The 26876-nt window shown below is 74.3% G+C and carries 23 protein-coding genes; 12 read left to right on the top strand and 11 right to left on the bottom strand.

What is annotated here, in order from left to right:
* Positions 1–13 precede the first annotated feature (13 nt).
* Positions 14–1507: a DNA-binding protein NsdB gene (locus CNQ36_RS31975; protein WP_004922012.1), complete on the bottom strand. Its 1494-nt coding sequence runs from the start codon at positions 1505–1507 to the stop codon at positions 14–16.
* 235 nt (positions 1508–1742) lie between these two features.
* Here CNQ36_RS31975 and CNQ36_RS31970 point away from each other — a divergent pair, with 235 nt between their 5' ends.
* Both CNQ36_RS31970 and CNQ36_RS31965 read left to right on the top strand, forming a co-directional pair.
* Positions 1743–2855, top strand: coding sequence for an aminoglycoside phosphotransferase family protein (locus CNQ36_RS31970; RefSeq protein WP_121549104.1), 1113 nt, complete (start codon positions 1743–1745; stop codon positions 2853–2855).
* 272 nt (positions 2856–3127) lie between these two features.
* Positions 3128–5098 (top strand): N-acetylmuramoyl-L-alanine amidase, encoded by a 1971-nt coding sequence (locus CNQ36_RS31965; RefSeq protein WP_163013455.1) that lies wholly within the window; start codon positions 3128–3130, stop codon positions 5096–5098.
* Positions 5099–5176: 78 nt separating this feature from the next.
* Here the strand turns inward: CNQ36_RS31965 and CNQ36_RS31960 are convergent, their stop codons facing one another.
* From CNQ36_RS31960 to CNQ36_RS31945, 4 genes are all read right to left on the bottom strand, one after another.
* Positions 5177–5674 carry a glycosyltransferase family protein gene (locus tag CNQ36_RS31960; protein WP_121549102.1) on the bottom strand — a complete coding sequence of 166 codons (498 nt, stop codon included), beginning with the start codon at positions 5672–5674 and terminating at the stop codon, positions 5177–5179.
* A gap of 57 nt (positions 5675–5731) precedes the next feature.
* Entirely contained in the window at positions 5732–6334 is a 603-nt protein-coding gene (locus tag CNQ36_RS31955; RefSeq protein ID WP_121549100.1) for a CGNR zinc finger domain-containing protein, read from the bottom strand.
* Between the two features lie 69 nt (positions 6335–6403).
* Positions 6404–7297: a universal stress protein gene (locus CNQ36_RS31950; RefSeq protein ID WP_121549098.1), complete on the bottom strand. Its 894-nt coding sequence runs from the start codon at positions 7295–7297 to the stop codon at positions 6404–6406.
* Positions 7298–7431: 134 nt separating this feature from the next.
* Positions 7432–7674 carry a DUF397 domain-containing protein gene (locus tag CNQ36_RS31945; RefSeq protein ID WP_121549096.1) on the bottom strand — a complete coding sequence of 81 codons (243 nt, stop codon included), beginning with the start codon at positions 7672–7674 and terminating at the stop codon, positions 7432–7434.
* Between the two features lie 225 nt (positions 7675–7899).
* Here CNQ36_RS31945 and CNQ36_RS31940 point away from each other — a divergent pair, with 225 nt between their 5' ends.
* Positions 7900–9669, top strand: coding sequence for an alkaline phosphatase family protein (locus CNQ36_RS31940; protein WP_121549094.1), 1770 nt, complete (start codon positions 7900–7902; stop codon positions 9667–9669).
* A 99-nt stretch (positions 9670–9768) separates the two neighbouring features.
* On the top strand, positions 9769–11097 hold the full coding sequence (paaK, locus tag CNQ36_RS31935; protein ID WP_240659567.1) for a phenylacetate--CoA ligase PaaK: 1329 nt from the start codon (positions 9769–9771) through the stop codon (positions 11095–11097).
* 13 nt (positions 11098–11110) lie between these two features.
* Here paaK and CNQ36_RS31930 read toward each other — a convergent pair whose 3' ends face one another.
* Positions 11111–11689, bottom strand: coding sequence for a TetR/AcrR family transcriptional regulator (locus CNQ36_RS31930; protein ID WP_121549092.1), 579 nt, complete (start codon positions 11687–11689; stop codon positions 11111–11113).
* A gap of 198 nt (positions 11690–11887) precedes the next feature.
* Here CNQ36_RS31930 and CNQ36_RS31925 point away from each other — a divergent pair, with 198 nt between their 5' ends.
* Positions 11888–13666 (top strand): serine hydrolase domain-containing protein, encoded by a 1779-nt coding sequence (locus CNQ36_RS31925; RefSeq protein ID WP_121549090.1) that lies wholly within the window; start codon positions 11888–11890, stop codon positions 13664–13666.
* A gap of 13 nt (positions 13667–13679) precedes the next feature.
* Here CNQ36_RS31925 and CNQ36_RS31920 read toward each other — a convergent pair whose 3' ends face one another.
* From CNQ36_RS31920 to CNQ36_RS31910, 3 genes are all read right to left on the bottom strand, one after another.
* The gene (locus CNQ36_RS31920; RefSeq protein WP_121549088.1) at positions 13680–15248 is read right to left on the bottom strand and encodes a phytoene desaturase family protein; all 1569 of its coding nucleotides are present in this window, start codon (positions 15246–15248) and stop codon (positions 13680–13682) included.
* Between the two features lie 49 nt (positions 15249–15297).
* Positions 15298–17478: a serine/threonine-protein kinase gene (locus CNQ36_RS31915; RefSeq protein ID WP_121549086.1), complete on the bottom strand. Its 2181-nt coding sequence runs from the start codon at positions 17476–17478 to the stop codon at positions 15298–15300.
* A 126-nt stretch (positions 17479–17604) separates the two neighbouring features.
* On the bottom strand, positions 17605–17976 hold the full coding sequence (locus CNQ36_RS31910; RefSeq protein WP_121549084.1) for a four-helix bundle copper-binding protein: 372 nt from the start codon (positions 17974–17976) through the stop codon (positions 17605–17607).
* Between the two features lie 123 nt (positions 17977–18099).
* Here CNQ36_RS31910 and CNQ36_RS31905 point away from each other — a divergent pair, with 123 nt between their 5' ends.
* The 7 genes from CNQ36_RS31905 (at position 18100) to CNQ36_RS31875 (ending at position 24310) form a co-directional block, all read left to right on the top strand.
* A complete protein-coding gene (locus CNQ36_RS31905; RefSeq protein WP_240659566.1) occupies positions 18100–18459 on the top strand; it encodes a DUF6479 family protein in 360 nt (119 codons plus the stop codon).
* 185 nt (positions 18460–18644) lie between these two features.
* The gene (locus CNQ36_RS31900) at positions 18645–19151 is read left to right on the top strand and encodes a SigE family RNA polymerase sigma factor (protein ID WP_121549080.1); all 507 of its coding nucleotides are present in this window, start codon (positions 18645–18647) and stop codon (positions 19149–19151) included.
* Positions 19152–19162: 11 nt separating this feature from the next.
* Positions 19163–19696 carry a cellulase gene (locus CNQ36_RS31895; protein WP_121549078.1) on the top strand — a complete coding sequence of 178 codons (534 nt, stop codon included), beginning with the start codon at positions 19163–19165 and terminating at the stop codon, positions 19694–19696.
* Positions 19697–19825: 129 nt separating this feature from the next.
* A complete protein-coding gene (locus tag CNQ36_RS31890) occupies positions 19826–21115 on the top strand; it encodes a bifunctional glycosyltransferase family 2/GtrA family protein (protein WP_121549077.1) in 1290 nt (429 codons plus the stop codon).
* Entirely contained in the window at positions 21112–22386 is a 1275-nt protein-coding gene (locus CNQ36_RS31885) for a glycosyltransferase family protein (protein ID WP_121549075.1), read from the top strand. The genes CNQ36_RS31890 and CNQ36_RS31885 overlap by 4 nt, the downstream gene beginning before the upstream one ends.
* 15 nt (positions 22387–22401) lie before the next feature.
* On the top strand, positions 22402–23508 hold the full coding sequence (locus CNQ36_RS31880; RefSeq protein WP_121549073.1) for a CapA family protein: 1107 nt from the start codon (positions 22402–22404) through the stop codon (positions 23506–23508).
* 415 nt (positions 23509–23923) lie between these two features.
* The gene (locus CNQ36_RS31875; protein WP_121549071.1) at positions 23924–24310 is read left to right on the top strand and encodes a hypothetical protein; all 387 of its coding nucleotides are present in this window, start codon (positions 23924–23926) and stop codon (positions 24308–24310) included.
* Positions 24311–24336: 26 nt separating this feature from the next.
* On the opposite strand, the gene CNQ36_RS31870 is transcribed toward CNQ36_RS31875, so the two are convergent.
* Together CNQ36_RS31870 and CNQ36_RS31865 are read right to left on the bottom strand one after the other, a co-directional pair.
* Positions 24337–25356 (bottom strand): hemolysin family protein, encoded by a 1020-nt coding sequence (locus tag CNQ36_RS31870; RefSeq protein WP_121549069.1) that lies wholly within the window; start codon positions 25354–25356, stop codon positions 24337–24339.
* Positions 25353–26690: a hemolysin family protein gene (locus CNQ36_RS31865; protein ID WP_121549067.1), complete on the bottom strand. Its 1338-nt coding sequence runs from the start codon at positions 26688–26690 to the stop codon at positions 25353–25355. Before CNQ36_RS31865 ends, CNQ36_RS31870 begins: the two co-directional genes overlap by 4 nt.
* Positions 26691–26876: the final 186 nt, after the last annotated feature.

The raw sequence follows: 26876 nt of genomic DNA, 5'->3' as shown, positions 1-26876 counted from the left end.
GGGCCCGCCGTCCTCACGCCCGGGCGGCCGCGCCGCCCTTGCCCCGGGGTTTGGGCAGCGCCAGCCGGATCTCCTCCCTGAGCTCCTGGATCCTCGGGTACGAGGCGTACTCGGCGGTCAGCCGGTACATCTCGCGCAGCCGGTCCCAGGTGCGGCGCGAGGAGTTGGAGCCCATCGCCATCAGGGCGAGGCGCGCGTAGCGGTCGGCCTGTTCGGGGTCGTCCGCGATGAAGCAGGCCGAGGCCATGGACAGATGGTCGAAGATCTTCGACCGCTCCCGCCCGTCGACGCGCAGGGACAGGGCCTTCTCCGCGTAGTGCTGGGCGTGCGCGGCCGCGCCGGGCTCGAACTCGGCCAGCGTGCGGTAGGCGAGGGCGGTCATGCCGTACAGATCCTCGTCCTTGAAGGTCTGCATCCAGTCCGGCGGTTCCAGGCCGGACTTCTGGGAGACGAACAGGTCCTCGGCGCGGCCGAGGGTACGGCGCATCGCCTGGCCCCTGCCCATGGACGCCTGTGCCCAGGCCTCGATGGTGTGGAACATGGCGCGGGTGCGCGGCAGCACCTCCTCGCCCGAACCGGACTGGGCGAGTTTCATCAGGTCCAGCGCCTCGTCGGGCCGGCCCAGGTGCACCATCTGACGGGCCGCCCGGGACAGCGCCTCACCGGCGCGCGGCCGGTCGCCGCCCTCCCGCGCCGCGTGGGCGGCGATCACGAAGTACTTCTGGGCGGTCGGTTCCAGCCCGACGTCGTGCGACATCCAGCCGGCCAGGACGGCGAGGTTGGCGGCGACGCCCCACAGGCGCCGCTGGAGATGAGGTGGGTGGTGGTAGGCGAGGATTCCGCCGACCTCGTTGAGCTGGCCGACCACCGCCTTGCGCTGGAGGCCGCCGCCCCGGGCGGCGTCCCAGGCGCGGAACACCTCCACGGAGCGCTCCAGTTCCTCGATCTCCTGGGACCCGATGGGGGCGGCCTCGTAACGGTCGAACCCGGCGGGCTCGACGTGCAGGGGATCGTGGAGGCGGGGGGCGTCGCCGGTCAGGGCCGGATCGGTGTGCAGCCAGTCGTGCATGGCGCTGCTGAGTGCGGAGCCCGCGGTGAGCGCGGCACCCGCGCCCACCAAGCCGCGTCGGTTGAGCATGAGGTCCATTCCCGTGAATTCGGTGAGGACCTCGGCTGTCCGCTCGGGCGCCCACGGCACTCCGTCGGGATGTTCCGCGTTCCCGGCGCGTGGCCGTTTCCCCGTGCGCCCGTGCCGGACCAGACCGAGATCCTCGATGGTCACGACACGGCCGAGACGCTCGGTGAACAGGGCCGCCAGCACCCGCGGCACGGGATCGCGCGGGATCTCTCCCATGTCGATCCACCGCCGCACCCGGGAGGTGTCGGTCGCCAGCTGGGGATGGCCCATGGCCGCCGCCTGCCGGTTGACCAGCCTCGCGAGTTCGCCCTTGGACCAGCCGGCCAGGCCGAACAGGTCCGAGAGCCGGGTGTTGGGTTGTCCGCTCACGTCAAGCCCCCAGGTTCTCGGCTGAGTTGACAGTAGCCCGGTGCGGGTTGCCGGGCGACTATTCGCCAGGGTTCGCCAGGGTGCGCCAGATGGTGTGCCAGGGGACAACGGGTGTCGAGTAGGAACGCGCCACCACGACCCCGTCGCCGCAGGGACATTCCCCCAGGGTGCGCCGGGCGGCAGGGCCGGGTGGTGCACTGACCGTCGCAGGCACACGAAGGGATCTGTATCACCCATGTACGCAGCATCGTCCTCCGTGTCCGCCCCGCCCCGGCCGCTCCGTCCCCGTGCTTCGGACAGCGGCCCCTACCTCGCCCCCGCGCGCCCGGCGGCCCCCGTGCTCGGCGCGGGCAGCGTACGGCGCACCGCGGGACCGGGCGCCCAGCCGCTCAGCGGGCGGCTCGACCTGTCCGGCGCGCAGGGCGCGCAGCTGCGCACCGCGATCGCCGCGGTGCACCGCATCTGCCCGGAGTTCGCGCCGGTCCAGGTGCTGCGCCGCACCGGCAGGTCCGTCCTCCTGGTCGGCACGACCGGCCGCAACACCGCGGTCGCGAAGTGCTTACTGGACCACTCCCCCTCGTGGAGCGAGCGGATCCGGCACGAGATAGCGGCATACCGCTCGTTCGTCCGGCACCGCCCCCCCGTGCGGGCGCCCCGGCTGATCGCGGCGGATCCGGACAACGGCACGCTGGTGATCGAGCGGCTGCCCGGCAGGGTCGCGGCGCTGCAGCGGCACCCGGTGGAGGCGCCGCCGCGGGCGGACATCAGGGCGGCGCTCGGCGCGATCTGCCGGCTCAACTCCTGGCGGCCGCCGGCCGGGACGTTCGACGCCCCGCTGGACTACGCGGCGCGGATCTCCCGCTACCACGAGCTGGGTCTGCTCACCGACCGGGACCTGGGCGACCTGCAGAAGCTGCTGCACGGCATCGCGCTCGCCGCCGGCCGGCAGGGCATGGGCCAGTTCTGTCACGGCGACGCCCTGCTCTCCAACTTCCTGATGTCACCGGCGGGTCCGGTGCTGGTGGACTGGGAGCACGCGGGCTGGTACCTGCCGGGCTACGACCTGGCGACGCTGTGGTCGGTGCTCGGGGACGCGCCGGCGGCCCGGCGGCAGATCAGCCAGATCGCCCAGTCGGCGGGGCCGGCCTCGCGGGACGCCTTCCTGGTGAACCTGATGCTGGTGCTGACCCGGGAGATCCGTACGTACGAGACGGCCGTCCAGCGCTCGATGCAGGACGCCGCCCCGGCGCCGTCGTCCGGCGAGGAGCACCGTCTGCTGCTGCGCCGTCTCCACGACGACTGTCACATGGCGCGCCGGGCGGTACGCGCGGCGGTGGGCACCCGCTGACCGTACGCACGGCGAGCGCGGGCCCGGGAGGCACTCCCGGGCCCGCGCGGCGCGGCAAGGGCCCGGCGAGCCCGAGGTGACGGCCACTGGTCTGCACCACTGAAGCACCGCAGGCCCGGCCGCCGTCCGCCACGAAAGAACCACGCACCCCGATTGACGAGGGAATTCACGCCTTCCTGGGCATGATTGACGGATTATCTGCTGACCGGTACCACTGACGCACCGCTCGGCTCCGTACGGCGCCCCGTGCCCATCCGTCCCAGGAGGCTGCATTGCGAGACCCCGCCACCGATCCCAGCCGCACGGCCCGTCCGGCCCGGCGTGTCACCCGGACCGCCCTGTGCACCCTGGCAGCCGCCGCCCTCACCCTGCCCCTCCTCGGCGCGGCCCCCTCCGCGCCCCCGCCGGGCACCGCCGGCCTCCAGCACGCGTTCGCCACCGCGGCCGCCGAGTACGACGTCCCGCAGAGCGTGCTGCTCGGCGTCTCCTATCTGCAGTCCCGCTGGGACGCCCACGGCGGCGCCCCGAGCGTGACCGGCGGCTACGGGCCGATGCACCTCACGGACGCCCGCACCGCGCTCGCCGCGTCCGAGCACCACTCCGGCGGAGCGGAGGACCCGCGCGGCGACGACTCGCGCCCGCTCGCGCGCCCCGAGGCGGCGGCGCCGCGCTCCGGGGACCTGCCCGACCGGCTCACCACACTGCCGAAGGCGGCCCGGCTGACCGGCCTCAGCCCCGCGAGCCTGCGCGAGGACCCGGCCGCGAACGTGGCGGGCGGCGCCGCGCTGCTGGCCGACGCGCAGCGCCGGCTGGGCGCGCCGCGGAGCGACGACCCCGCGGACTGGTACGCGGCGGTCGCCCTCTTCTCCGGCGCCGACGACACGTCGTCGGCACAGGCGTACGCCGACGAGGTGTACGAGGTGATCCGGGCCGGCGAGGAACGCGTCACCGACGCCGGTCAGCAGGTCGCCCTGGCCGCCCGGCCGGGCCTCGCGCCGGCGTCCGGCACCTCGGCGCTGCGGCGCGCCGGACTGCGGGTCTCCTCCGCGGCCGGCACCGAGTGCCCGAAGACGGTGTCGTGCGAGTGGATCCCGGCACCGTACGAGGAGTTCGGCGACGGCGACTACGGCAACCACGACCTGGGCGACCGGCCCGCCTCCCAGCCGATCCGGTACATCGTCGTCCACGACACGGAGGGCGCCTGGGAGGGCGTGCTCGACATGGTGCAGGACCCCACCTATGTGTCCTGGCAGTACAGCCTGCGCTCCACCGACGGGCACATCGCCCAGCACGTGAAGGCGAAGGACGTCGCCTGGCACGCGGGCAACTGGTACATCAACGGGGGCTCGATCGGCCTGGAGCACGAGGGCTTCCTCACGGATCCGGACACCTGGTACACGGAGGCGATGTACCGTTCCTCGGCCCGGCTGGTGAAGTACCTCTCCAAGAAGTACGACATCCCGCTGGACCGGCAGCACATCCTCGGCCACGACACGGTCCCGGGGACGACCACGGCGACCATCCCGGGCATGCACACCGACCCGGGTCCGTACTGGGACTGGCGGCACTACTTCGAGCTGCTGGGCAGCCCGCTGAAGGCGACGGCCGGCAAGAACGCCGGGGTGGTCACGATCAGGCCCGACTACTCCGCCAACCGGCCCGTCTTCACGGGCTGCGAGAAGGCTGGCGAGCCGTGCGCCACGCACGGGTCGAGCGCGGTGCGCCTGTACTCCGACCACAGTGAGGACTCCCCGCTGATCAGGGACATCGGGCTCGGTTCCGCCCCCACCACGGGGGTGAACGACCTGTCCTCGCGGGTCTCCACGGGCCAGCAGTACGCGGTCGCCGACCGCTGGGGCGACTGGACCGCCATCTGGTACCTCGGCCAGAAGGCCTGGTTCGAGAACCCGAAGAAGCATCCCGCCGCGGTGCCCTCCAAGGGCACGGTGGTGACCCCGCGGGAGGGCCTCGACTCCGTGCCGGTGTACGGACGCGCGTACCCGGAGAAGGCGGCCTACCCGGAGGGCGTGCCGGCCCAGTCGGTGTCGCCGCTGCCGTACACGGTCCTCAAGGGCCAGAAGTACGTGACCGGGGGCAAGGTGCCCGGCGAGTACTACTACGCGGTGACCTTCGACGAGGCGTCCCACCAGGTGGTGCGGGGCGAGGACCTCTACTACGAGATCCAGTTCGGCCACCGGGTCGGCTTCGTGCGGGCGGCGGACGTGACGGTGGCCTCGCCGTAACGTCGCCCTCGCGCACGCGGACGAGGGGCGCCCCCGGACACGCCGGTCCGGGGGCGCCCCTCGTCGTACGGGAAGGCGTCAGCCCTGCTGGAAGAGTTCCGCCGGAAGCGGCTTCAGGAGGGCGTACAGGTCGTCGGTGATGGGGCGGTCCCAGGCGGCGATGGTCACCAGGACGTTGTCGCTGCGGTCGAACTGCACACAGGAGATCCGACCCTCGGAGAGCTTGACGCGGCGCACGATCAGCAGGTTGTCGCCCTGCATCACCGGCACGTCCTCGGTGCCGACGACGGTGATCTCCTCGTCGTTCTCCAGCGCCAGCAGCAGCTGTCCGACCTCGAAGGGGACCTCGCCCTCGGGCAGGTCGCGGGCCGGGGAGCCCTCGGGCAGATTGCCGATGACCATCGCGGGGCCGCGGCCGCCGAACAGGTCGTAGCGCAGGAAGACGCCCTGGCAGGTTCCGTCGGGGGCGGGCAGCAGCCCGGCGCCCAGATTGCCGGGCCAGTCGCCCGGGTCCATGGCCAGTACGTCGAAGTCGGGCCCGGCGGGGGTGGCACTGCGGCGGCGGAGGAACGACATGCCGCCATGGTACGTGCCCGGACCCGCGTACGGACGGTCGGGCGACGGCCGCCCCGGCTACCCGGAGCGGCCGTGCCGCTCGTGGTGACGGGCGACCCGGGCGCGGTTGCCGCAGGACGGCTTGCACCACTCCTGGCGCGGGTGCTCCTTGAGGAAGTAGCGCACACAGCCCGGGGCGTGGCAGGCGCGCAGGAGCTGCCGGCCGGGGCCGGAGAGGAACCCGATGGCGGCCTGCGCGAGGGCGGCGGCCAGGTCGCCGCCCCCGTCCGGGACGGGACGCCGGCGCACCGCGGGCTCGCCGCCCTCGTCCCAGGCCAGGACCGGGACGGTGGGGGTGCGGGCGGCCGCCTCGTTCAGTCGCCGGAGCGCCTCGGGGACGGGGAGCAGGCGGGTCGCGTCCGCGGGACTGGGCCGTGCGGGGCGGACGGCGTGGGCGAAGAGGGTGCGCAGGGCGGTGCGCAGGTCGCGGACGGCGGTGAGCTGGTCCTCGTCCGCGACGAAGGCGTCCGCGGCGGGGAGCGTGTCCGGGTGCGCGCGCACCCAGGCGGTGAGGCCGGCGGGCCCGGCCAGGTCGTCGGCCACTCCCCCGGCGCCGTCGTGCCGGACGGTGAGGGCGAGGTCCAGGGCGAGCCGTGCGTCGCCGGTGATCGAGTCCCGCATGGGGCCGATGATAAGGGCGCCCCCGGCCCGTGCGGCAGGGGGCGGAAGGGTGGGCCGGGACTCCCGCGGCTACGCCGGAGCCGGGACGACCGCGACCGGGCTCGCCGCGTGGAGCAGCACCGCCTGGGTGACGGAACCCATCATGCGGGCGGGAGCCAGCAGCCGGCGGCGGTGACGGCCGACGACGACCAGCTCGGCGTCCCGGGACGCCTCGACCAGGTGACCGGCGGCGTCTCCGGGCAGCACGTCGGTCTCGGCGGTGACCCCGGGGTGCCGTTCCCGGTGCGGGGCGAGGAAGCCCTCGGCCAGCGTCCGCGTCTCGTGCTCGACGGCGCCCTGGTCGATCTCCGGCGGCGGCATCTCGCCGGGCAGCATCCAGGTCTGCAGCGGCCACGGATAGGCGGCGACGATCCGCAGCGGGGCGCCGCGCAGGGCCGCCTCGTCGAAGGCGAAGGCGAGCGTGGCCTCGTCGGGGCTGTCGGCGTTCACACCGGCCACCACCGGCCGCCCGGGCCCGGCGGCCTTCTCCTCCCCGTCCCCGCGCCCGGGCGGGGGCACGACGACGACGGGGCACTCGGCGTCGCGGGCCGCGGCCAGCGAGTTGGAGCCGAGCAGCAGGCTGGCGAAGCCGCCGCGCCCCCGGGAGCCGAGCACCAGCATCCGGGCCGTGGCGCCCACCTCGGGCAGCAGCGCCCCGGGCGCCCCCTCCATCGCGAGGTACTCGACGGCCGGCAGGCCGGCGCGCTCCGCGAGGTGGTCGCGGACCTGGTCCAGGACGGGGTCGTCGTCGGGGTCGGGCGGCCCGGCCGCCAGCACTTCGGGCTGGGCCCAGGGCGCGTACTGGCGTACGTGCACGATCCGCAGCGGGGCCTCGCGCCGGTGTGCGGCGTCGAGCGCCCACTCCAGGGCGCGCAGGCTGTCCTGCGAACCGTCGACCGCCGCGACGACCGGCTGGGTGTTCATGGTTCCTCGCCTTCCGGACACGGCCTTCGGTCCTCGCCGTCCCCCGGCCAGCGTGACTCAGGCACGGGCCGGGGACGGTCACTTCGGATCGCGTGTCCGGAAAATCGCGCGGAACACCTCCGCGGCGGCCCCGCTCACGTCAGGTCGAACTCCCCCTCCCGGGCTCCGGACACGAACGCTCCCCACTCGGCGGGCGTGAAGATCAGGGAAGGGCTCTGTGGGCTGCGACTGTTGCGCATGGCGATGAAGCCCTCCACGAAGGCGATCTGGACATCGCCCAGGCCGCGGCTGCTGGACTGCCACTGCGCATTGCTGAGGTCCAGCTCCGGCTTGTCCCAGCCCGTGAGCGGGCGCTGCTGGGTGGTGCTCTCGGCCACGTCCGTGCTCCTCCCGATTCGTCGTCCGCGGTCAGCCTAGCGACCGGCCCCCGCCCCCGACAGGCCGCGCGAAAAGTACCTTTCCGCGCGGGGGCCGGGACGGGCGGCGCACACCGCGCCGGGGGCGTTGAACCGTCGGCGGTCCGCCGACGTACTGGTGGGGGCGGGCCCCCACCGGGCCCCGTTCGCCATGCCATCGCAGGACCGCACGGAAGGACCCTCCGGGTGTCGCTCTTCACTCGCCCTCGCCGAACACCGGACACCGCGGAGGGCGGGGCGGACCGGGACGGCGACGCGGCGGCGGCCGGGGAGGCCGCCGGGGGCGCACCGGCCGCCACGCCGCCGGGCCGGTTCGCCTGGCGGCGCCGGTGGCCCCGGGCGGCGCGCGGGGTCACCGTCGGGACGACCGTCCTCGCCGGGGCGCTGATCCTGTTCGCCCTCCTGGTGCCGAACCGTGTGGAGCGGCTCGGCGCCGGCGCGTTCCTGCGGCTGCCCGCCGAGGGCATCCTGCTGGCGACCCTGCTGCTGGCGCTGCCGCCGCGGTTCCGGCGGGCGGCGGCGGTGGTCTCGGGCGTCCTGCTCGGTCTGCTGACCGTGATGAAGTTCGTGGACATGGGCTTCTACCAGGTGCTGGCCCGCCCCTTCGACTGGGTGCTCGACTGGATCCTGCTGGACGACGCGGCGGAGTTCGTCCGGGAGTCGTTCGGCCGGGGCGGGCAGGTGCTCGCCGTGGCCGGGGTGATCGCGCTGTTCGTGGCGGTGCTGGTGCTGATGACGCTGGCGGCGGTGCGGCTGACCGGACTGATGGCCCGCCACCGTCCCGTCGCCGTCCGGACGACGCTGGTGCTGGGCGTCGCGTGGATCACCTGCGTCACGCTGGGTGTGCGGGTGGCCGGGGTGCCGGTCGCCACCAAGGGCACCGCGGAGATGCTGGGCAACCGGGTGGAGCAGGTGCGCGCGGGGCTGCGCGACGCACGGGTCTTCGACGAGCAGGCCTCCGTCGACGCCTTCGCCACGACACCGCCGGACCGGCTGCTGACCGGACTGCGCGGCAAGGACGTGCTGTTCACGTTCATCGAGAGCTACGGGCGGGTCGCGATCGACGACCCGGCGATGGCCGGGCCGGTCGACGCGACCCTGCGGGAAGGCACCCGCAGGCTCGCGGACGCCGGTTTCGCCTCCCGCAGCGGCTGGCTGAAGTCCCCCGTGACGGGCGCGGGGAGCTGGCTGGCGCACTCCACCTTCCTGTCGGGTCTGTGGATCAAGAACCAGCAGCGGTACCGCAGTCTGACCACCAGCGACCGCATGACCCTCACCGGCTACTTCCGCAAGACGGGCGACTGGCGCACCGTCGGCATCGTGCCCGGAGTGCGGCGGGCCTGGCCGGAGGGCGAATTCTTCGGGCTGGACCACGTCTACGACTCCGAGCACCTCGGCTACCGGGGCCCGTACTTCAGCTGGACGCCCGTGCCCGACCAGTTCAGCCTGGAGGCGTTCGAGCGCCTGGAGCACGGCCGGACGGACCGGAAGCCGATCATGGCGGAGATCATCCTGGCCTCCAGCCACAACCCCTGGTCGCCCCTCGCGCGGATGATCGACTGGGACGACCTCGGTGACGGCTCGGTGTTCCACGGGATCAAGGAGGAGGGCACGGATCCCAAGGAGGTGTGGAAGGACCCGGAGAAGGTCCGCACCGAGTACCGGCGGGCCATCGAGTACTCGCTGGACAGCCTCACCGGGTGGGTGGAGCGGTACGGCGACGAGAACACGGTGCTGGTCTTCCTCGGCGACCACCAGCCGGTGCCGACCGTCACCGCGGGGAGCACCAGCAGGGATGTGCCGGTCACGATCGTGGCCAAGGACGAGAAGGTGATGGAGCGGGTGGCCGGGTGGGGGTGGCGCGACGGCCTCAAGCCCTCGGCGGGGGCTCCGCGGTGGAACATGGACGAGTTCCGGGACCGCTTCATGACGGCGTACGGCCCGTCGTCCCCGTGACCGTCCCGATCCGGGGCAGCGCCCCCGGGAAAAAGTGCAGGCCCGGCTCTTGCCTCGGGAGGTGGTGGGCTGACTTACTGATCCCGGTGGGGCGACCGAATGATCGGTCGTCCGAATTGTGCGACGGGCGAGGAGATCGTGCTGATGCTGGACCCGGCGGAGCGGCTGGACCCCGAGGCCCTGCGGGCGCTGCAGCTGGAGCGGCTGCGCACCTCCCTGCGGCACGCGTACGACAACGTGCCGTTCTACCGGGAGTCCTTCGACAAGGCCGGCGTCCACCCGGACGACTGCCGCTCGCTGTCGGACCTGTCGCGGTTCCCGTTCACCACCAAGGCGGACCTGCGGGAGAACTACCCGTACGGCATGTTCGCGGTGCCCCGTGACCGCGTCCGCCGGCTCCACGCCTCCAGCGGCACCACCGGACGCCCCACGGTCGTCGGCTACACGGAGGGCGACCTCTCCCTCTGGGCGGACATGGTGGCCCGGTCCATCCGCGCGGCGGGCGGCCGGCCGGGAGACGTCGCGCATGTGGCGTACGGCTACGGCCTGTTCACCGGCGGTCTGGGCGCCCACTACGGCGCCGAGCGGCTCGGCTGCACGGTGATCCCCGCGTCCGGCGGGATGACGGCCCGCCAGGTGACCCTGATCCAGGACCTGAAGCCTGCGATCATCATGGTGACCCCCTCCTACATGCTCACCCTGCTCGACGAGTTCGAGCGGCAGGGGGTCGATCCGCGCTCCACCTCGCTGCGTGTGGGGATCTTCGGCGCGGAGCCGTGGACGGAGCGGATGCGGCGGGAGATCGAGGAGCGCTGCGCGATCGACGCGGTCGACATATACGGGCTGTCGGAGGTGATCGGCCCGGGTGTCGCGCAGGAGTGCGTGGAGACCAAGGACGGCCTGCACATCTGGGAGGACCACTTCTACCCGGAGGTGGTCGACCCGCTCACCGGTGAGGTGCTTCCGGAGGGCGAGCAGGGGGAACTGGTCTTCACCTCGCTCACCAAGGAGGCGATGCCCATCGTCCGTTACCGGACGCGGGACCTGACCCGTCTGCTGCCGGGCACCGCACGGGTGTTCCGGCGGATGGAGAAGATCACCGGCCGCAGCGACGACATGGTGATCCTGCGCGGGGTGAACCTGTTCCCCACGCAGATCGAGGAGATCGTGCTGCGCACACCGGGCGTGGCGCCGCACTTCCAGCTCCGCCTCACCACGGAGGGCCGGATGGATTCCCTCACGGTCCGGGCGGAGGCCCGCCCCGACGCGGACGCGGCGGTCCGGGCCGCGGCGGCGCGGTCCGTCACGGCGGCGGTGAAGGACGGCATCGGGGTCTCGGTCGCGGTGGAGATCGTCGACCCGGAGACGCTGGAACGCTCGGTGGGCAAGATCCGGCGGATCGTGGACCTGCGCGAGGACCGCGGCTGACCGCGTGCGGGGGCTAGTGGGCGGCCACGATCCTCTCGACCGCGGCCGTCACCAGCCGCTCGCGCTCCTGAGGGGTGAAGACGTCCGGCAGGGTGAGCTGTTCGACGATCAGCCAGTTCAGCGCGAGGTAGAGCAGCTTGACGGCCATGGCGTCGCCGGGGAGGCCGGACCCCTCGTGGTAGCGGACGTTGGCCTCGACGTCGGCGCGGACCCGCTCGGTGAGCACCTGGCGGAGCCCGGGACGGCGGGTGGCCTCCAGGCGCAGTTCGAGGAGCGCGAGGTAGCCGGTGCGGAAGGAGGCGATACGGCCCACCAGTTCACGCATCAGCCCCGCGTAGACCTCCCGGTCGCGCCCCGCGGCCCGCTGCCGGGCGATGGTCTCCTCGTCGGGCTGGAGCCGCTCGTAGACCCGGGCGCCCGCCTGGGTGAGCAGGTCGTCGCGCGAGCCGAAGTAGTTGGAGGCGGTGCCCACGGGCACGCCGGCCTCGGTGTCCACCGCCCGGAACGTCAGCCCCCGGGCCCCGTCGCGGGCCAGCACCTCGATGGCCGCGTCCACCAGGGCGGCCCGCCGCTGCTCGTTCCGTCTCACCACTGACACCACTCCGCCCGCAGCACACCCGACCTCACCACTCCAGTCAGAGTACTACGTCCAGAGTCGTCTGACGCGACGTCCGGCGGTCACGCACGCCCCATTGACACATCCCGCGACTGACAGGAAAGTTTCACTCCGCAAGGCGATCCCCGAAAAATTCTTTCAGCCCGTGCTGGGCCACGACCCGGGAGGAACCTCATGGCGAACGAAGGCGCGAGAGGCATCACACGCCGTCAGCTCGGCGGCGGCGCGCTGGCCCTGGGCGGCGCGCTGGCCTTCGCCTCCCTCCCGGCCGACCCGGCCGCGGCGGCCGCGCCGTCGGGCGGCAACGCCGTGACCCTGCGGCACGGATCCGCCCGGCGCGCCGGGCTCCTCTCCGCCCCGCTGCGGCAACTCGTCACCGACGCCGAGGCGTTCCTCGCCCCGTCCCCCGAGCACCCCTGGTACGCGGGCGCCGTGCTGCTCGCCGGGCGCGGCGGCACGGTCGCGCTGCACCGTCCCATCGGCATGGCGGTGCGCTACAGCGCGTACGACGAGAAAACCGACACCGGTGTCGAGTTCCCGGCGGAGCAGCAGATCCCCATGGCCGAGGACACCGTCTTCGACCTGGCCTCGGTCTCCAAGCTGTTCACCTCGATCCTCGCCGTGCAGCAGATCGAGCGGGGCGCGCTGGAGCTGGAGGCGGCGGTCGCCTCGTACCTGCCGGACTTCGGCCGCGCGGGCAAGCAGGACGTCACCATCCGTCAGCTGCTCACCCACACCTCCGGTTTCCGCTCCTGGATCCCGCTGTACGCCGCGCCGACGTACGAGGAGAAGGTGCGGCTGGTCTACGACGAGAAGCCGGCCAGTCCGCCCGGAACCGCCTATCTGTACTCGGACCTCAACCTGATCTCGCTCCAGCTGGTCCTGGAGGAGGTCACCGGCCGCTCCCTCGACACCCTGCTGGCCGAGGAGATCACCGGCCCGCTGGGCATGCGCCGCACCCGCTACAACCCTCCCGCCTCCTGGAAGCCGGGGATCGCGGCCACCGAGGACGCCCGCAGGCCGTGGTCCGGGCTCGACCGGGGCCTGGTGTGGGGCGAGGTGCACGACGAGAACGCCCACAGCCTGGGCGGCGTCGCCGGGCACGCGGGCGTGTTCTCGAGCGCCTGGGACCTGGCGGTCCTCGGGCGGACCCTGCTCAACGGCGGCGCCTACGGCCGGGAGCGGATCCTCGCCCCGGAGTCGGTGGAGCTGATGTTCACCGACTTCAACACCGCCTTCCCCGGCGACGAGCACGGTCTGGGCTTCGAGCTGTACCAGCACTGGTACATGGGCGCGATGGCCACCCCGCGCACCGCGGGCCACACCGGCTTCACCGGGACCTCGCTGGTGCTCGACCCGACGACCGACTCGTTCCTCGTGGTGCTGGGCAACTCCGTGCACCCGGTGCGCGGCTGGCGCTCCGGGTCGGCTCCCCGGGTGGCCGCGGCGAATCAGCTGGCCCGCGCGGTGCCGGTCCGGCCCGCGCGGGGGCGCACGGCGTGGTTCTCCGGGATGGCCGGTTCGGCGACCGCGACGCTCACTCTGCCCGCGCTGGACACCTCGTCCGGCGCGGCACGGCTGCGCTGCGCCCTGTGGTGGGACACGGAGCCCGGCGCCGACGTCCTGGCCCTGGAGGCCTCCGCGGACGGCGGCACCAGCTGGCGGGCGGTGCCGTTCACCACGAGCCGGCCGGGCGGGCAGCCGGAGCCGCACCCGGCGGGCACGGCCACCGGCTGGTCGGGCCGGGTCTGGCACGAAGTCGGCGCGGCGCTCCCCGCCGCGCCCGCTCTCGCCCTGCGCTGGCGGTACACCACGGACCGGCTGTACGTCGGACGCGGCGCCTACGTCGACGCGCTGCGCGTCGGGACGCCGGACGGCCGGCTCTTCGACGACGGCCGCCGGGCGGACGCGGCACGGGTCCGGGCGGAGGGCTGGACCCGGTCGGACGGCTGAGCGGGGCGGCGGGTCAGCCCTCCCCCGCCTCCAGCACCGCCATGGCCGCGTTGTGCCCCGGCACCCCGCTCACCCCGCCGCCGCGCACCGCGCCCGCGCCGCACAGCAGGACGTTGGCGTGCCGGGTCTCCACGCCCCAGCGGCCGGTGCCCTCCTGGGCGTAGGGCCAGGACAGTTCGCGGTGGAAGATGTTGCCGCCGGGCAGTCCGAGGTCGCGCTCCAGGTCCAGCGGGGACCGCGCCTCCAGGCAGGGCCGTCCGTCGGCGTCGGTGGCCAGGCAGTCGGCGAGCGGTTCGGCCAGATGGGCGTCGAGCTGGGCGAGCGTCGACTTCAGGAGTTCCTCGCGTACGGCGTCGTTGTCCCGCTCGAACAGCCGGGCGGGGGTGTGCAGTCCGAAAAGGGTGAGCGTCTGGTAGCCCCGCGCGGCCAGGTCCGGGCCGAGGATCGTGGGGTCGGTGAGCGAGTGGCAGTAGATCTCGGAGGGCGGGGCGGACGGCAGCTCGCCGGCGGCGGCCCGGTCGTACGCGGCGGCCAGCTGCCCGTACCCCTCGGAGATGTGGAAGGTCCCGGCGAACGCCTCGCGCGGGTCGACGGAGGTGTCGCGCAGCCGGGGCAGCCGCTCGAGCAGCATGTTCACCTTGAGCTGGGCGCCCTCGGCGGGCGGCGGGGGCGTGTCGCCGGTGAGCCTGGCGAGTTCCCGCGGGGAGGCGTTGACCAGGACGTGCCGCGCCGCGGCGACGCCCTCGCCGCCGGCCGAGCGGTGGGTGACCTCGGCCGTGCGGCCGTCGGTCTTGACGCGCACCGCCTCGTGGCCGGTGGCGACGACCGCTCCGGCGGCGCGCGCGGCACCGGCCAGCGCGTCGGTGAGGGCGCCCATGCCTCCGACGGGCACGTCCCAGGCGCCGGTGCCGCCGCCGATGACGTGGTAGAGGAAGCAGCGGTTCTGCCTCAGGGTGGGGTCGTGGGCGTCGGCGAAGGTGCCGATGAGGGCGTCGGTGAGGACGACACCGCGCACCAGGTCGTCGGTGAAGCGCTCCTCGACGGCGACGCCGAGGGGTTCCTCGAAGAGGGTCCGCCAGGCCTCCTCGTCGCCGACGGCGCGGCGCAGTTCGTCGCGGGTGGGCAGGGGTTCGGTGAGGGTCGGGAAGACGCCGCGGGCGACCCGGCCGGTCATGTCGTAGAAGCGCTGCCAGGCCCGGTACTCGTCGTCGGAGCCGGTCAGCCGGGCGAACGCCTCGCGGGTACGCCGCTCGCCGCCGCCGACGAGCAGCCCGGTGGGGCGTCCGTCGCGTTCGGCGGGGGTGTACGAGGAGATGTCGCGGGTGCGCAGCCGGACGTCGAGGCCGAGGTCGTCGACGATCTTCCTGGGCAGCAGGCTGACCAGGTAGGAGTACCGGGACAGCCGGGCGTCGACCCCGGTGAACGGGCGGGTGGACACCGCCGCCCCGCCGGTGTGGTCCAGCCGCTCCAGCACCAGCACGGAGCGGCCGGCGCGGGCGAGGTAGGCGGCGGCGACGAGGCCGTTGTGGCCTCCGCCGACGATGACGGCGTCGTACGCGCCGGTGGGCCGGGGTGCGGTCATGGTCCTTCGTAACACGCGCCGATCCGCACCGGCCAGAGGCCGTGCGGCGTCATGCCCCGCCGGCCGCCCACTGCCGGCGCACCGCCGCCACCCGGCGGTACAGCTCGGCCGCCTCCTCGCCGCGGCCCAGCCGCTCCAGGCAGTGGGCCTCGTCGGTGCGGGCGGCGAGGGTGTCGGCGTGGTCCGCGCCGAGGACGCGTTCCCGGGCCTCCGCGACGCCGCGGTACTCGTCCAGGGCGTCCGCCCAGCGACCCAGCCAGCCCAGCCCCACGGCGACCTCGCGGCGGCTGACCAGCGTGTCCGGGTGGTCGGCTCCCAGGACGTGCGCGCGCCGCGCGTACACGTCGCGGGACTCCGCGAGGGCCTCGGTCCAGCGCCCCAGCCGGCCGAGGCCGACGCAGATGCCGTGCCGGGCGCGCAGGGTCCCGGGGTGGGCGGGGCCCTGGACGCGGGTGAGGTCCTCGACAAGGGCGCGGTAGTGGTCCAGGGCCTCGGCGGCGCGGCCGAGCCGGCCCAGGGCGACGCCGGTCTCGTGGCGGGCGGCGAGGGTGTCGGCGTGGTCCGGGCCGAGGGCCCGGGCGCGGGCCCCGGCGACCTCGCGGTAGGTCTCCAGGGCCTCGGTCCAGCGGCCCAGCCGGCCGAGGGCGTAGGCGACCTCGTACCGGGTGACGAGGGTGTCGGGGTGCTCGGGTCCGAGCACCCTGGCGCGGGCGGCCGCCACCTCGCAGGCCATGCCGTGCGCGTCCTGCGGGCGGCCGAGCCGGCCGAGGTTGAAGGCGAGGTTGTGGCGGCAGCGCAGGGTGTCGGGGTGGTCGGGGCCCATGGTGCGCTCGCGGGCGGCGAGCACCGACAGATAGACCTGGTGGGCGTCGAAGGGGCGGCCCAGCCGGCCGAGGACGTACCCCATCTCCTGGCGGGCGGCCAGGGTGTCGGGGTGGTCGGCGCCCAGCGCGCGGATGCGGGCCCCGGCGACGTCCTTGTAGGCGCGCAGCGCGTCGGCGGCGCGGCCGGTGCGGCTGAGGGCGAACGCGACCTCGTAGCGGCTGGCGAGGGTGTCGGGGTGGTCGGGCCCGAGGAGCCGCTCGCGCTCGGCGGCGACCGCGCGGTGCACCTCCTCCGCCTCCGTCCAGCGGCCGAGGCGGCCCAGGGTCAGGCCCGCGTGGTGCCGTCCGGCGAGGGTGGCCGGCGTCTCCGGCGCGGGGCGGGCGGTCCACTCGCCGGACAGAGCGCCGGCCGGGTCCGGGGAAGGGGTGCGCGGTGCGGCGCCGGCCGCCTTGTGCCCGGTGGTCATGCCGCGGGTCCAGGAAGGCAGCCGGGCGGCACGTCCGGCGGGTACCGGCACCGCCACCAGCTCCGCGCGGGCCGGCGCGGCGGCCGGTGCGGCCCGCAGCGCGCCGATCCGGCGGGCCAGTTCGCGGGCGCTGTCCGGGCGCTCGCCGGGCTCCTTGGCCAGCAGGTCGAGGATGATGCGCTCCAGGCGCTCCGGCAGGTCGGCGCGGTGGCGGCGCGGCGGCCGGGGCGGTGTGTCCCGGTGGCCGACGAGGATCGCCCAGGCGTCGTCGAGGTCGAACGGGGGCACTCCGGTGGCGATCTCGTACAGCACGCACCCGAAGGAGTAGAGGTCGCTGCGCCGGTCCACCTCCGAGCCGCTGATCTGCTCGGGCGACATGTAGTGCGGGGTGCCCATCGCGACGCCGGTACCGGTCAGCCGCGCGGTGAAGCCGATGTCGTGGCCGAGCCGGGCGATGCCGAAGTCGCAGATCTTCACCGTGCCGTCGTCGAGGCGCACGATGTTGGCGGGCTTGAGGTCCCGGTGCACGATGCCCTGGTCATGGGTGTGGGCGAGGGCCGCGGCGACCTGGTCGGCGATCTCCACCACCTCGTCGACCGGCAGCGGATGCTGCTTGTTGTCCTCCAGCAGCCGGCTGAGGTCGCGGCCCTGGAGCAGTTCCATCACCAGGTACAGCACGCCCTCGGACTCGCCGAAGTCGTGCACCACGGTGATCCCCCGGTGCTGGAGCGCCGCGGCCACCCGGGCCTCCCGGCGGAACCGTTCGCGCAGCACCCGTCCGAACGACTGGTCCTGCTGCGGTCCGGCGGGTTTGAGGCACTTCACGGCGACGTGCCGCCCCAGTGACTCGTCCCGTGCCCGCCAGACCTCCCCCATGCCGCCGCGCCCGATCCGGTCCAGCAGCCGGTACCTGCCGTGGATCAGCCCGCCGTCCCCCATCTCCCCGCCCGCCCCCGTCGCAGTCCGCCCCGCCCTCCCCTGGCTCGTCCAGTATGGCGACGGCTCGCCCGGATTTGTACCGTGCCCGACCGGGGGCGTCGCGGCGGACGCGCGGACGGCTAAGGGTCAGTTCAGGGTGGCGAGGAACTCCGTGCAGGCCCGTGCGCAGGAACGGCACTCCTGTGCCGTGCGTTCCGCCCCGGCGTGCCCGTCGAAGGCCTGCGCGCTCTCCAGGCACACCTGCCGGCACCACTCCACCTGGACGCGGATGGCCGCCTCGTCCACCTGGTTCTGCTCGGAGAGCATCCGGCAGGTCGCGTCGCAGACCTCCGCGCACATGATGCCCTTGCGCCGCACGAGTTCCTGGTTCTCGGTGCCGTCCGGGTCCACCAGGCCGGCCCGCGTGGCGCAGGCCCGCGCGCACTCGGTGCACGCCTGGGCGCAGGCGAACCGGTCCTCCAGGAACCGAAACAACTCCTTCTCGGATGTCGTCGTCACTCCGCGCGGGTAGCCGCCGCACCGGCCGTCAAACCCGCCGCGGCGGGCGGGCGTCACCGTGCGGCGAGCCGGTTCGCGGACGGGGACCGGGGGTACCCGCGCGCCATGATGAACACCGGATGGATGGAATCGGCCGACCTCGCGGCGGGCCGCGGCGCCCTCGGGATCGGGCTCGTGGTGGCGGGGGTGGCGGTGCTCGCCCTGCTGATCGGCATGTTCGTCCTGGGCAGCCGCAAGGTCAGGAACGACTCGCGCCGGCCCCGCCCGGAGGAGCAGCCCCGGGTGCCCGACGGGGGTCCGGTGCGGGAGGTGCAGGAGGTGCGCGAGCCGGACGAGATGCCCAGAAGTGACGAGCGTCTGCTGCCGCACGATCTGACCGGCCACGGCAACGCCGGCACCCGCACGAGCGCGTCGCAGGACCGGCCCCGCTGGAACGAGGGAGGCGGCGGGTCCTTCGGCAGCGGCGGACCGGGCCGCACCTGACCGCCGGGCGGAGAGCAGGACGGACACCCCGTCCCCCACAGGGGCGGGCCGCGGGTCATGGACCCCGGCCCGCCCCTTCGTCTGCGTGAAGTGAGGTGGATCACAGCACTTCGGTGCATCGTTTCGCCGGGCCATGAGTCTTTGTCTGAGGTGTAAGGGCTTGTTCGGAACACGGGGCGGTGGGGATGGAGCGGTTTCGGGCAGACGGCTTCGAGGAGTTCGTGGCTGCCCGCTGGTCGGCGCTGCTCCACGTCGCGCGTCTGCTCACCGGCGGCGACCGCCAGCGTGCCGAGGACCTCGTGCAGGAGGCCCTGGTGAAGCTGTGGTTCGCCTGGCCGAGGGTCGCCGAGCAGGCCCCGGAGGCGTATGTGCGCCAGGTGCTGGTGCGGATGGCGGCCCGTTCGGCCCGGCGGCGCTGGTGGGGTGAGCGCCCGGTGGGCGAGCTGCCCGACCGGCCCGGACCCGGTGACGTGTCCTCGGCCGTCGCGGAACGCTCCCGGCTGGAGGCCGCGCTGGCGCTGCTGCCGCCCCGGCAGCGGGCCGCGGTGGTGCTGCGCTACTACGAGGACCTGCCGGAGGGCCAGGTGGCACAGGCCCTGGGCTGTCCGGTGGGTACCGCGCGCTCCCACGCGTCGCGCGGGGTGGCGCGGCTGCGGCAGATCCTTTCCGAGTCCGTCAGGCCCGTGGGGTGAGGGGAGAAGCGATGAACGACTTCGAGCGCGAGCTGACGCGCCTGATGCACGACGCCCGGCAGCCGGCCCCCTTCCGGCCCGAGCACCGGCGGCGCCTGTACGAGGGCATCCGGGTGCGCCGCCGGACCCGGACGCTGTGGCGGGCCGGCGGCTCGGCCCTCGCGGTGGCCGGGCTGAGCGTCGCGCTCGCCGTGCTGCCCGGCACCGACTCCCGGTCCGCGCCGCCCGCCGACCAGCGGCCCCGGCCCGCGACCAGTCCGACACCGCCGGCGTCCCCGGCGCCGACGCACTCCGGACAGACGCCCCTGCCGAGCACGTCGGCGCCGCCGACGAGTACCCCGGAGACCACGGTCGCCGGCGGCACGGCGCCCGGACACGACACCGCGACGTCCTCGCTCCCGCCGGCCGGGACGCCCACGAGCACCCGGCGGCCCACGACGGCGCCCCCGCCGGACTCCTCGCCGACCCCGACCCCACCGCCGTCCACCCCACCCGCGCGGGGGCCCTCCGCCCCGACCGGAGAGGATACGGCGGACAGCGGTTAGCACCCGCCGCGCAAGCCCCGTCCGTGGGCGACCCCGTCCCCGGGCCGTTTCCCCCGACCGTCACTCGGGCGCGGCAGCCCGCACCAGGGCCCGTCATGCCGTACGCCGGAAAGAGACTGTGAAGCCGTCATGAGAACCGCGAGGCGGTCGGCACCGACCGACCGCCGCACATCCGCCGTGCCGGCGGCGCTGCCGCGCCGGGCGCCGCTGCCCGCGCACCATCCGGAGCCCGTCCTGGACGTGGTGGTGCCCGTGCACAACGAGGAGAACGACCTGGAGCCCTGCGTCCGGCGGCTCCACGCGCACCTCGCGGAGAACTTCCCCTACTCCTTCCGGATCACCGTCGCCGACAACGCCAGCACGGACCGCACCCCGCTGATCGCCGAGCGGCTGGCCGGGGAGCTGCCCGGGACGGAGTGGATACGGCTGGACGAGAAGGGCCGCGGCCGTGCCCTGCACACCGCCTGGTCACGGTCCGCCGCGCCGGTGCTCGCCTATCTGGACGTGGACCTGTCCACCGACCTGGCTGCCCTGTTGCCGCTGGTGGCCCCGCTGATCTCCGGGCACTCGGACATCGCGATCGGCACGCGGCTGGCCCGCGGCTCGAGGGTGGTGCGCGGACCGAAGCGGGAGATCATCTCCCGCTGCTACAACGGGCTGCTGCGCGGCACCCTCGCGGTGAGGTTCACCGACGCCCAGTGCGGCTTCAAGGCGGTGCGGCGGGACGTCGCCGAGCGGCTGCTTCCGCTGGTCGAGGACCAGGAGTGGTTCTTCGACACCGAGCTGCTGGTGATAGCCGAACGCGCCGGACTGCGCATCCACGAGGTGCCGGTGGACTGGGTGGACGACCCCGACAGCCGCGTCGACATCCTCGCCACGGCACTGGCCGATCTGCGCGGCATGGCCCGGCTGGGGCGCGCGCTGGCCGGCGGCAGGCTTCCGCTGGCGGCGCTGCGCCGGCCCGGGGAACTCGACGAGGCCGCCGGGCTGCCGCCCGCCCTGGTCCCCCAGCTGATCCGGTTCGCCACCGTCGGGGTGGCCAGCACCCTGTTCTACCTGCTGCTCTACAGCCTGCTGCGGCCCGTCGCGGGCGCCCAGACCGCCAACGCGCTGGCCCTGCTGGCCAGCGCCGTCGCCAACACCGCCGCGAACCGCCGGCTCACGTTCGGGGTGCGCGGGCGCGACGGGGTGCTGCGCCATCAGCTCAAGGGGCTGGCGGCCTTCCTGGTCGGCCTCGCCCTCACCAGCGGTTCGCTGGCCGTGCTGCACCGCACCGCGCCCGGCGCCGGCCCCCGCGTGGAGCTGCTGACGCTGGTCGCCGCCAACCTCGCCGCGACACTGCTGCGCTTCCTCCTCCTGCGGGCCTGGGTGTTCCCCGGCCGGCGCTCCTCCCGTACGACAGGATCCTCCGCCTCATGACCACCGTCGGGACCAGCCAGGCCGGCCCCACCCCGTCCAGCCCGCCCGGGCCCGGCGACGCCCCGCCGGCCGCCCCGGACCCCCGGGAGCGGCTGCGCCGCGCCGCCGCGCACTACGGGCCCGTCCTCGCGATGTACGGCGCGCTGAAGCTGGTGGGCTTCGCCGTCTTCATGTACCTGCTGGACTCGGCGGGCGACTTCCGCGAGAAGAACCCGCGGTTCGGCGGCGGCGCCCACACCTGGGACGTGCTGGGCAGCTGGGACGGCTGGTGGTACCAGCAGATCGCGCTGCACGGCTACGACCCGGCGCTGGAGCCGATACCCGGCGCCACCGGTCTGATCACCCTCAAGGGCAACTCGGCGGCCTTCTTCCCGCTGTACCCGGCGCTGATGCGGATGGTCTCGGAGGTCACCGGGCTCGGCCCGTACGGCGCCGGCATGACCGTGTCGGTCGTCTTCTCGTTCGTCGCGGCGCTCGGCATCTACGCGGTGACGGCCCGGCTGGGCGGGCGGCGCGCCGGTCTGGTCGCCGTCGGGCTGTGGGCGGTGTGGCCCGGCTCCGGCGCGGAGTGGGCGGTCTACTCGGAGTCCCTGTACACGGCGCTGGCGGCGTGGGCCTGCTACGCCGTGATGACCCGGCGCTGGCTCACCGCGGGCGTGCTGACCTTCACCGCGGGGCTCGCCCGGCCCACCGCCGTGACCCTGGTCGCCGCCCTCGCCGTCGCCGGGCTGCTCGCGGTGTGGCGCCGCGAGGAGGGTCTGAAGCGCCCGCTGATCGCGGTGCTGATCGCCCCGCTGGGCGTGGCCGGCTATCTGGGCTGGGTCGGCTACCGGATGGGTGACTGGGGCGGCTACAACAAGCTCCAGGACGGCGCCTGGGCCCACAAGTTCGACTTCGGGCGGCACAGTCTCGACGTGCTCACCTCGGTGCCGGTGGGGCACACCGACTACCTGTTCGCGATGCCCATGGAGGACATGATCGGGGTCGGGGTGGTGCTGCTGGTGCCGGTGCTGACGGTGCTGCTGATGCGGCTGCGGCCGCCCGTCGTCCTCGTCGTCTACACCGTGCTGTCGTATCTGATGGTGATGGCCACCCAGCAGTACTTCGGCAACGTCTCCCGCTATCTGCTCCCGCTGTTCCCGCTGTTCGTCCCGCTGTCCCTGGCCATGCGCCGGCTGAAGTGGCCCTCGCTGGCCGCGGTGCTGGGCACGGCGGCCGTGGCCTCGGGCTCGTACGCCGGGTACGTCCTGTTCGAACTCGGTGTGCCGTAGGCCTACGGTGGAGGCATGGGCGCCGGGACCGTGACGCTGTTCCTGTGCGGCGATGTGATGCTCGGGCGGGGAGTCGACCAGATCCTGCCGCACCCGGGTGATCCCGCGCTGCGGGAGGAGTCCGTGCGGGACGCCCGCGGCTATGTGGAGCTGGCGGAGGCGGTGAACGGCCCGATCCCCCGCCCGGTGCCGTTCCCCTGGCCGTGGGGCCGGGCGCTGGAGGTGCTGGAGGAGGCCGCCCCGGACGTGCGGATCGTCAATCTGGAGACGTCCGTGACGCGGAGCGGCGCGTTCGCGCCGGGGAAGGCCGTCCACTACCGGATGTGTCCGGCCAATGTGCCGGCGCTGACGGCGGCCCGGCCCGACGTGTGCGTCCTCGCCAACAACCATGTGCTCGACTTCGGCCGCCCGGGGCTCCGGGAGACCCTGGAGGTGCTGGCCGGGGCGGGCCTGGGGACGGCGGGCGCGGGACGGGACGACGGCGCGGCGTACGCGCCGGCCGTGGTGCCCGTGGCGGGCGGCCGGGTGCTGGTGTTCGCCCTGGGGATGATGTCGAGCGGCATCCACCCGGGCTGGGCCGCGACGGAGGAGCGGTCCGGGGTGGCGTTCCTCGCGGAGCCGTCGCCCGCCGCGGCCGAGGCGGTCGTCCGGCGGATCCAGGGGACGAAACGCCCCGGCGACGTCGTGGTGGTGTCTGTGCACTGGGGTTCCAACTGGGGCCACCATGTGCCGCGCGGCCAGATCGACTTCGCGCACGCGCTGGTCGACGGCGGTGCCGACGTCGTCCACGGGCACTCCTCGCACCACCCCCGCCCGGTCGAGATGTACCGCGGCCGGCCCGTCCTGTACGGCTGCGGCGACTTCGTCGACGACTACGAGGGCATCACCGGGTACGAGGAGTACCGCGACGAGCTGCGGCTCGCCTGTCTCCTGTCGGTCGGCGCGGACACCGGCCGGACGGCCGCCCTGCGCATGGTGCCGCTGCGGGCGCGGCGGATGCGGCTGGAGGCCGCCCCGCCGGAGGAGCGGGAGTGGCTGCGCGAGACGCTCGACCGGGTCAGCGACGCGGACATCGCCCTGGACGCCGCCGGCGCACTCACCGTCCCCTGCGCCGGGCCCTGAGCGGCACCCTGCACCGGGCCCGGCGAACCACCGCCCCCACCCGCCGGAACCTTGAGCGGGCCCCCCGCTCGGCACCCCGGCAGCACCGCCACAGCCGCGTCCACGACCGCCACGGGCACCACGGTGGCCGCGCGCCCTGCGCTGGGCCCCGAGGACCACCGCCCCCACCCGCCGGGACCATGAGCGGCACCCCCGGTCGACAAACCGCCAGCACCGCCGCAGCCTGTCCACGACCGCCACGGGCACCCCCGCGCACCCCCGCGCACCCCGCGCTGGCCCGCGGGGACGCGTCGTCGTAGGTCCGGGGCGTTCCGTCGCGGCGTGATCTCGTCCGCCGGCCTCCGGCGGTCCGGAACGCCGGGCCGACGGCGGGGGCGGGCAGTAGCCTGAGCGGATCCAGCCCCGGGAGCTTGCGATGTGGAAACGCGGGAAGCACGCACGGCGTCCGAGCACCCCCGCGCTGGAGCTGTGCGACCTCTGCGCGAGGACGTTCCCGGCGGACGAGGCGGTGACCGGCCATGTCGCGGACTCGTCCTCGGTCCACCCCACCCGCGACCGGTACGACGGTCTGCGCCGCGTCACCGCCTGCTGCGAGGCGCACCTCGGCGTGATCCGCGAGGCGTACGGGCGCCGCCCGTTCGTCCAGGAGGAGCTCTGGGCGGGCAAGATCGCCCGGGTCATGGCGTCCGGCCCGCCGGTGGTCGGCATGGAACGGCTGGCCCGCCGGACCGGACTCCACGAGGCGGACATCCGGCGGGCCATCGCCTGGCACAACGAGCGGCGCCGCCGGCTGGACGAGTGAGCCGCGGCGCCGTCAGGGGGCCGCCGTCACACCGCCTGCGGCTGCAGGAAACGGGCCAGCAGATCGTCCAGGCTCACCATGCCGGTGAGCCTGCCGGATCCGTCGCGGACCACGGCGAGCGAGGCCCGTCGGCGGCGCATCAGGTCGATCGCGTCGCCGACCGTGGCGTCGTCCGTCAGCTCGGGCACCGGACGGGCCAGGGCGCGGGCGCCGGCCGCCCGTCCCCGTGCGCGGGCCACCAGGGCGTCACGGGCGTGCACCGAGCCGAGGACCGTGTCGTGCTCGCGGACCAGGAGCCGGGTGCGGCCGCGGGCCGCGGCGACGCGCAGGATCTCGTCGACGTCCGCGCCGCCCTCCACCCAGACGATCCCGGCGGCCGGCACCCGCAGCTCCCGCACCGGGGTCTCCGGTTCGGTCAGCGAACGCGTCAGCAGCTCGGAGTCCGTCTCACTGATCAGTCCGAGCCGCTCGGACTCCGCGACCAGATGGGTGAGCTGCTCCCGGTCGTGGACGGGGGCCAGCTCGTCGCGCGGGGTGACCCGGCACAGCCGTACCAGGGCGTTGCTCACCGCGTTGAGCAGCCGGATCAGCGGCCGTACGACCTTGACCACGGCGCGGAAGGGCGGCGACAGCAGCATCGCGGACCGCTCCGGGTGGGCGATGGCCCACGACTTGGGGGCCATCTCGCCGACCACCATGTGCAGGAACACCACCACGATCATGGCGACGGCGAAGGCGACGCCGTAGCTGACCGCGCTGGGCAGGCCCAGGTCGTGCAGCAGCGGGTCGAGTTCGTGCGAGATCGCGGGCTTGGACACCGAGCCCAGGCCCAGGGTGCACACGGTGATGCCGAGCTGGGCGCCGGCCAGCATCAGGGACAGCTCGCGCATTCCGGCGAGGGCCGCCCTGGCGCCGCGGCGGCCGTCGGCAGCGGCCTTCTCCATGCGGTGCCGCTTGGCGGCGACCAGCGCGAACTCGGCGGCCACGAAGAATCCGCTGCCGATCAGCAGCAGCACGGTGACGAAGAGCGCCATCGGGAAACTCATGCCTGCTCCTCCGCCGTGATGTTCCGTCGCTCGATCCGCACGCGCTCGGGCACGTGCCGGTCGAGGGTGCGTACGTCGATCACCGCGGCCGCGCCGTCGGGCAGTCCGACCGTGAGCCGGTCCCCGATGGCCGGGAAGCGGCCGAGCCGGTCGACGATCAGGCCGGCCACGGTGTCGTAGTCCTCCTCCTCGGGGAGCTCGACGCCGGTGGCCTCGGCCACCTCGTCCAGGCGGCGGCCGGCGTCCACCAGCCAGCCGTCGCCGTGCGCGACGGCGACCGCGGTGACGGTGTCGGTCTCGTCCGCGATGTCGCCGACGAGTTCCTCGGCGATGTCCTCGTAGGTGACGATGCCGGCCACGCCGCCGTGCTCGTCCAGGACGACGGCGAACTCGTCGTCCCGCTCCCTCATCCGGGTGACGGCGTCGGGCAGCGGGAGGGTGTCGGGGAGGAACAGCGGCCGCCGGGCGACCTCGCCGGCCGTGGTGCCGGTCAGCCGGTCCGCGGGCAGGCGCATCAGCTCGGCCACGCCGACGACGCCGTCGACGTCGTCGGGGTGGTCGCCGAGCACCGGGTAGTTGGAGTGGCCGTGCCCGGCGATCAGCTCGACCGCTTCGGCGGCGGTGGCGTCCTTGCGGACGAAGACGGCGTCCACGCGGGGCACCATCACCTCGTCCAGGGTCCGCTCGGAGAACTCCAGGGCGTGGTCGAGCAGCGCCGCGGTGTCCTTGGGCAGCGCGCCCTGCTCGTGGGACTCGCCGATCAGATGGCCCAGCTCCTCGAGGGTGGCGCCGTGGTGCAGCTCCTCCACCGGTTCGATGCCGGCCCGGCGCAGCAGCCTGTTCGCCGCCGCGTCGAAGACGTGCACGAGGGGGCCGACGACCTTCAGATACGCCAGGGTGGAGCCGGCCAGCGCCTTGGCGAGCCGCTCGGGCACGGCGATGGCGAGGTTCTTGGGGGCCAGCTCGCCCAGCACCATCTGCACGACCGTGGCCAGCACGAAGGCCAGCACGACGGCGATGCCGCTCACGGCCGCGTCGGGGATGCCCAGGCCGGACAGCGCGGGCCGCAGCAGCGCGGACACCGACGGCTCGGCGATGAAACCGACGACCAGTCCGGTCACGGTGATGCCGAGCTGGGCGCCCGACAGCATGAACGACAGCCGTTCCAGCACCTTCAGGGCGCGGGCGGCCTTCCGGTCACCGCACTCGGCGGCACGGGCCAGGGCCAGGCGGTCGGCGGAGACGTAGGCGAACTCCTGGGCGACGAAGTATCCGGTGCCGGCCGTCAGCACGAACACGGCCAGCAGTCCCAGGAGGGCGTTCGCGGTGCTCATCGGCGCCCCGATCGCGAGGGGGCGTCGTCCCGCCGTGTGCCGCGCCCGGGGACTGCGTGGCGGGATGGTCGGGGGCTGTCCCCTGAGGGGTCCGTCGGTCTGGCGGACAAGTGGTGGCTCCTTCTGCGGGTGGTACGTCGCGACAACGAATCCGGCGGGAATCGTGTTCCCGGCGCCGGCGGACGG

This window comes from Streptomyces fungicidicus, from assembly GCF_003665435.1.
Lineage (GTDB): Bacteria > Actinomycetota > Actinomycetes > Streptomycetales > Streptomycetaceae > Streptomyces > Streptomyces fungicidicus.
The sequence above is the reverse complement of the archived record's forward strand: the minus strand, read 5'-3'. Positions and strand labels throughout refer to the sequence as shown.

Coding starts and splice junctions, on each gene's coding strand:
- CNQ36_RS31970 (WP_121549104.1), top strand. CDS start 1,743: ATGTACGCAGCATCGTCCTCCGTGTCCGCCCCGCCCCGGCCGCTCCGT.
- CNQ36_RS31960 (WP_121549102.1), bottom strand. CDS start 5,674: ATGTCGTTCCTCCGCCGCCGCAGTGCCACCCCCGCCGGGCCCGACTTC.
- CNQ36_RS31955 (WP_121549100.1), bottom strand. CDS start 6,334: ATGCGGGACTCGATCACCGGCGACGCACGGCTCGCCCTGGACCTCGCC.
- CNQ36_RS31950 (WP_121549098.1), bottom strand. CDS start 7,297: ATGAACACCCAGCCGGTCGTCGCGGCGGTCGACGGTTCGCAGGACAGC.
- paaK (WP_240659567.1), top strand. CDS start 9,769: ATGATCGGTCGTCCGAATTGTGCGACGGGCGAGGAGATCGTGCTGATG.
- CNQ36_RS31925 (WP_121549090.1), top strand. CDS start 11,888: ATGGCGAACGAAGGCGCGAGAGGCATCACACGCCGTCAGCTCGGCGGC.
- CNQ36_RS31920 (WP_121549088.1), bottom strand. CDS start 15,248: ATGACCGCACCCCGGCCCACCGGCGCGTACGACGCCGTCATCGTCGGC.
- CNQ36_RS31915 (WP_121549086.1), bottom strand. CDS start 17,478: ATGGGGGACGGCGGGCTGATCCACGGCAGGTACCGGCTGCTGGACCGG.
- CNQ36_RS31905 (WP_240659566.1), top strand. CDS start 18,100: ATGGAATCGGCCGACCTCGCGGCGGGCCGCGGCGCCCTCGGGATCGGG.
- CNQ36_RS31900 (WP_121549080.1), top strand. CDS start 18,645: ATGGAGCGGTTTCGGGCAGACGGCTTCGAGGAGTTCGTGGCTGCCCGC.
- CNQ36_RS31895 (WP_121549078.1), top strand. CDS start 19,163: ATGAACGACTTCGAGCGCGAGCTGACGCGCCTGATGCACGACGCCCGG.
- CNQ36_RS31890 (WP_121549077.1), top strand. CDS start 19,826: ATGAGAACCGCGAGGCGGTCGGCACCGACCGACCGCCGCACATCCGCC.
- CNQ36_RS31885 (WP_121549075.1), top strand. CDS start 21,112: ATGACCACCGTCGGGACCAGCCAGGCCGGCCCCACCCCGTCCAGCCCG.
- CNQ36_RS31880 (WP_121549073.1), top strand. CDS start 22,402: ATGGGCGCCGGGACCGTGACGCTGTTCCTGTGCGGCGATGTGATGCTC.
- CNQ36_RS31875 (WP_121549071.1), top strand. CDS start 23,924: ATGTGGAAACGCGGGAAGCACGCACGGCGTCCGAGCACCCCCGCGCTG.
- CNQ36_RS31870 (WP_121549069.1), bottom strand. CDS start 25,356: ATGAGTTTCCCGATGGCGCTCTTCGTCACCGTGCTGCTGCTGATCGGC.
- CNQ36_RS31865 (WP_121549067.1), bottom strand. CDS start 26,690: ATGAGCACCGCGAACGCCCTCCTGGGACTGCTGGCCGTGTTCGTGCTG.